Origin of the sequence: Nocardia araoensis NBRC 100135 (assembly GCF_000308435.1) — a bacterium.
Taxonomy (GTDB): Bacteria; Actinomycetota; Actinomycetes; order Mycobacteriales; family Mycobacteriaceae; genus Nocardia; species Nocardia araoensis.
Genome location: NZ_BAFR01000107.1, coordinates 41,706 through 45,672, shown reverse-complemented (window position 1 = coordinate 45,672; position 3,967 = coordinate 41,706). Strand labels below are relative to the sequence as shown.

Below are 3,967 nucleotides of genomic sequence, written 5' to 3'. Positions count from 1 at the left end.
CTGCGAAGCCACCCACATCTTGCAAAAGTTGTGACGTGGAACATACGACGGGCCCGGTTAGGCGTCAATTGCCTGCGGTGTGCACAAAATTAACTCAAGTTACCAACTAGTAGCTTGATCTTCCGCTCAACTATGTTGCCCGAGTGAAACATTCACTTTTGAAGGATTCACTTTCGGGTTACTGATGCACCCGCCGCGCCCCGATCCGATCGATCCGGTCGCGCCCCCACGCGCCCAGTGGCTCCAACGCGGCGTTGAGCGCGGCGCCGATCTCGGTCAACCGGTACTCCACCCGCGGCGGCACTTCGCGATAGACGATTCTGCTGACGATGCCGTCCTCCTCCAGCTCCCGCAGCTGCTGGATGAGCATCTTCTCCGAGACGCCCGGCAACCCCTTGCGCAGTTCGCCGAAGCGCCGAACCCCGTGATTCTCCAGCTCCCAGAGAATCAGCGCCTTCCACTTGCCGCCGACGACATCCATCGCCGCATCGATCCCGCAGAAGTACGGCCCCGACCGCTTCTCGCCCATCTCTGGCCCTCCACCTGCTCACAAACCATTCGGTAAGTACCCCACAAAATAGTAGGTACTTGTCTACAAGGCGGTTACCGAGCAGTCTTGGTTCGGCGCGCTGACCAGGACCTTCTCGATACCAAGGAGCTGAACCCGCAATGGCGGAGACCACGAAGACCCCGGTGACCATCCTCGGACTCGGAGCGATGGGACAGGCGCTCGCCGCCACCTTCCTGAAGGCGGGCCTGCCGACCACCGTGTGGAACCGGACCCCCGGCAAAGACGCCGAACTCCTCGCCGCCGGAGCCGTAAGCGCCGCCACCGTCGCCGAGGCGATCGACACCGACGGCCCGATCATCGCCGTACTGCTCGACCACGCTTCGGTGCACGCGACCCTCGACCCGGTAGCCGACCGACTGGCCGGGCGTCAACTGGTCAACCTCACCAGCACCGCCCCCGACGAGGCCCGCGAACTCGCCGCCTGGGCGGCCCGGCACGACTGCGACTACCTCGACGGCGGCATCATGGCGGTGCCGCCCATGATCGGCCTGCCCGGCGCCTCCATCCTCTACAGTGGCTCGCGGGCGGTCTTCGACGCACACCGCGAGACCCTCGAATTGCTCGCTGCCGCAGAATACTTCGGCGACGACGCGGGCTTGGCCTCGACCTACGACTTCGCCCTGCTCGCCGCCATGTACGCCATGTTCGGCGGCTTCCTGCACGGCGCCGCCATGATGCGGTCGGTCGGCGTCCCCGCTGCCGCATTCGGCGAACGAGCCGCCGCATGGGTCAGCGCGATGGCCCAGTCCCTGCCGCACCAGGGCGCCGTCATCGATACCGCCGCCTACACCGACCCCGTCCAGTCCATCGCCTTCCACAAGGCCGCACTCGACGCGATCAACCGCGCCAGCCGCGACGCCCACGTCACCCTCGACTTCGTCGCCCCGTTGAAAACCCTCCTCGACCGCCAGGTGGCCGATGGTCGAGGCGCCCTGGGCTTCGAACGTACTTTCGAAGAGTTGATCTGATTCCTCGTGCGGGCCGCACTCCTCCCGCCCGTGCGGCCCGCACGCCCACCTCCCGCAAGCCCTCGAGGATCCGCAGGTCAAGACCCGATTTGGTCGACGCGGAGGAGATCGGATAATCTTGCGGAGCACACCGGTCCGGGTGGCGGAATGGCAGACGCGCTAGCTTGAGGTGCTAGTGCCCTTTATCGGGCGTGGGGGTTCAAGTCCCCCTCCGGACACAGACACTACGCACACGGGTGGTTGTGGAGCAGTTTCTGCCACGACCACCCGTTTTTCGTGGTCGTAGGTGAGCTTCAGGCCGAGTTGCCGGTAGACCTCGAGTTTGTCGGTGGGGTCAGCTGCCTTCAGTATGTGAACCAGCCCGCCCAGCGAGGTCACAAGCTGGTGGATCTGCTCCTTGTTCATGTGGTGATCCGACCGTTGTTCGGCTTCGAGCGCGGTGAGCTGTGCCGCGGTGGCGTGGCGTTCGCGTTGAACTTGTTGGGTCCAGCTCGCCACAAGGGCCGGCTCGGTGCCCGCTTCCAGGGCTGCTCGATACCGGGACAGCTTGCGGTCGTGTTCGGCAAGCGATCGTCGTGCACTCTCGATGGCGGACGTGTTGTCGGTCTGCGCGTCCTCGAGCATGGTCAGCGACTGCTCGATCCGGTCGGGGTGGAATATCTCGGCCAACCATGAATCGATCGGGCCGCTGAGCTGGTCCTCGCGCAGGTAGACGGTTGTCGGGTGGTCGAGCTTATTGGCGAGGGCGTACTCGGAGGGATACCGGCAGCGGTAGTGCGGCAGCCCGTGGTTCCAGTTGCCTTGCATCCGCCGACCGCAGGCGTCATGGAACAACAGCCCCTTGAAGGCGTACGGGTGCTGACGACGGGTCGTGGTCCTGCCCGTCGACTGCGGGCCTCGAGCGGCAAGCCGAAGTTGCGTCTGCTCGAAGACGTCCTTACTGATGAGCGCGCCATGGGCAGGTTGGTCGGAGTAGACCCACTCCGTCTTCGCGTTCCACGCCATTCGGGTGTGATGGCCCAAGGCGACGTCATCGACGTCGATGAGGGACTCCTGCTTGCGTTGTTTGTTCCATACCTCGTAGCCGGTGTAGCGCGGATTGCCCAGGATGGCGCGCACCGCGCTCTTGGACCACGCGGCGCCGGAGCGATGGCTGTTGCGCCTGCGGTCGTAGGCCGACGGGCACAAGATGTTGTCGGCGGTGAGGCGTTGCGCGATAGCGAAAATCCCTATGCCGGACAAGTATTCGCTGAAGATCCGTTGCACCACCGGCGCGGTGACAGGGTCGGGTTCAAGGGTATGCAGCCGTTTACCGTCGGCGGCTTTGCCCGGATTCGGATGAGGCCCGGCGTCTGCGAGACGGTACCCGTAGGGTGGCCGGCCGCCGAGGTAGCGGCCCTCGACTTGCGCTTGCGCGGCCATGGCGGCGCGGACGCGGATCTTGATGCGGTTGCGTTCGCCTTTGGACATACCGCCGAACACCGACATGATCAGATCGTGCGCTTCGGAGTCCGGATCGATCGGGCCGCCGACCTCCGGCACCCACAGTTGCACGCCGTAGTGGACGAACACCGGAAACGTCAGCCCGAACTGGTTGCCGTAGAACGCACGCTGCGGTTCGCCGATCACGACCGCGTCGAACCCTCGCTCGGGCTCTTTGAGCAGCGCGAGCAGCCGCCCGGCTGCGGGGCGGCGCTTCCACGGAATCGACCGCGACTGCCCGATGTCGAAGAACTCCGCGACGATCTGCCCGTGCTGACCGACCAGGGCGTTCGCTCGCCCGAGCTGCCAGTTGCGAGACGCTTCCGGATCTTGCTGGTCCTCGGTGGAGACCCGCCCGGCGAAAGCGAACCTGATCATTGCTGCGATTCCTCCTACTGGGTGAGAAAGACATCGGCGTTCGGTGGTGACCTGGCCGAACTGCCTCCTCTTCGGAAGTTGAGCTGGAGGGAGTCGGCCGTGGTGTTAATGCTGGACTCGGTCCGGGACTATCGACGGTCTCGACACGAGTCTCGCGGACATGTCGGAGAATGATCTCCAGCAACACTTTAGCGGCCATGGCGTTGAGCTGAGGCGGGTCCTCTGCAGCGACGACAGTGACATCGTTCGTGCGGCTTCTGGCAGCCTGATCATGCGCGTTGCTGCCATCAGGGCACACGGCACACGTCCTCGGCTACGCTGGCCGACTGGTAGCTGACCGATGACGACCGGCACCTCGTTCTGTACCAATCACGAGCCGCGCGCGTTCGGTCGTGGCAATCCCTCCGCCAAGAACGGCAGACCGGTGTGTTGGTGCGAGTAGAGGTGAACGATGAGCGCGCCGCCGCGGGAGACAAAGGCCCAGGACGAGCTCGGGCGCCGAGATGGCCGGTAGAGGGCTCACCGTGGAGATCGAAAGGCATGGCTCCTCCATGCCTGCCGATTCTCC

3 protein-coding genes, 1 tRNA gene and 1 pseudogene are annotated in these 3,967 nt (G+C 64.7%); 3 read left to right on the top strand and 2 right to left on the bottom strand.

Translation table 11 applies throughout. From position 1 onward, the window contains the following. Positions 1-178 precede the first annotated feature (178 nt). The gene (locus tag ON21_RS13410; RefSeq protein ID WP_039798176.1) at positions 179-529 is read right to left on the bottom strand and encodes a winged helix-turn-helix transcriptional regulator; all 351 of its coding nucleotides are present in this window, start codon (positions 527-529) and stop codon (positions 179-181) included. Between the two features lie 140 nt (positions 530-669). On the opposite strand from ON21_RS13410, the gene ON21_RS13405 reads away from it, so the two are divergent. From ON21_RS13405 to ON21_RS40070, 3 genes are all read left to right on the top strand, one after another. Beyond that, positions 670-1,539: an NAD(P)-dependent oxidoreductase gene (locus tag ON21_RS13405; protein ID WP_039798175.1), complete on the top strand. Its 870-nt coding sequence runs from the start codon at positions 670-672 to the stop codon at positions 1,537-1,539. 133 nt (positions 1,540-1,672) lie between these two features. After that, a tRNA-Leu gene (locus ON21_RS13400) sits at positions 1,673-1,757 on the top strand. 58 nt (positions 1,758-1,815) lie between these two features. Then, complete coding sequence (locus tag ON21_RS40070; protein ID WP_245562589.1) at positions 1,816-2,214, top strand: hypothetical protein; 399 nt, start codon at positions 1,816-1,818, stop codon at positions 2,212-2,214. Positions 2,215-2,499: 285 nt separating this feature from the next. On the opposite strand, the pseudogene ON21_RS40065 reads toward ON21_RS40070, so the two are convergent. Continuing rightward, positions 2,500-3,399, bottom strand: a pseudogene (locus ON21_RS40065) (recombinase family protein); the annotation flags it as partial. Positions 3,400-3,967 lie beyond the last annotated feature (568 nt).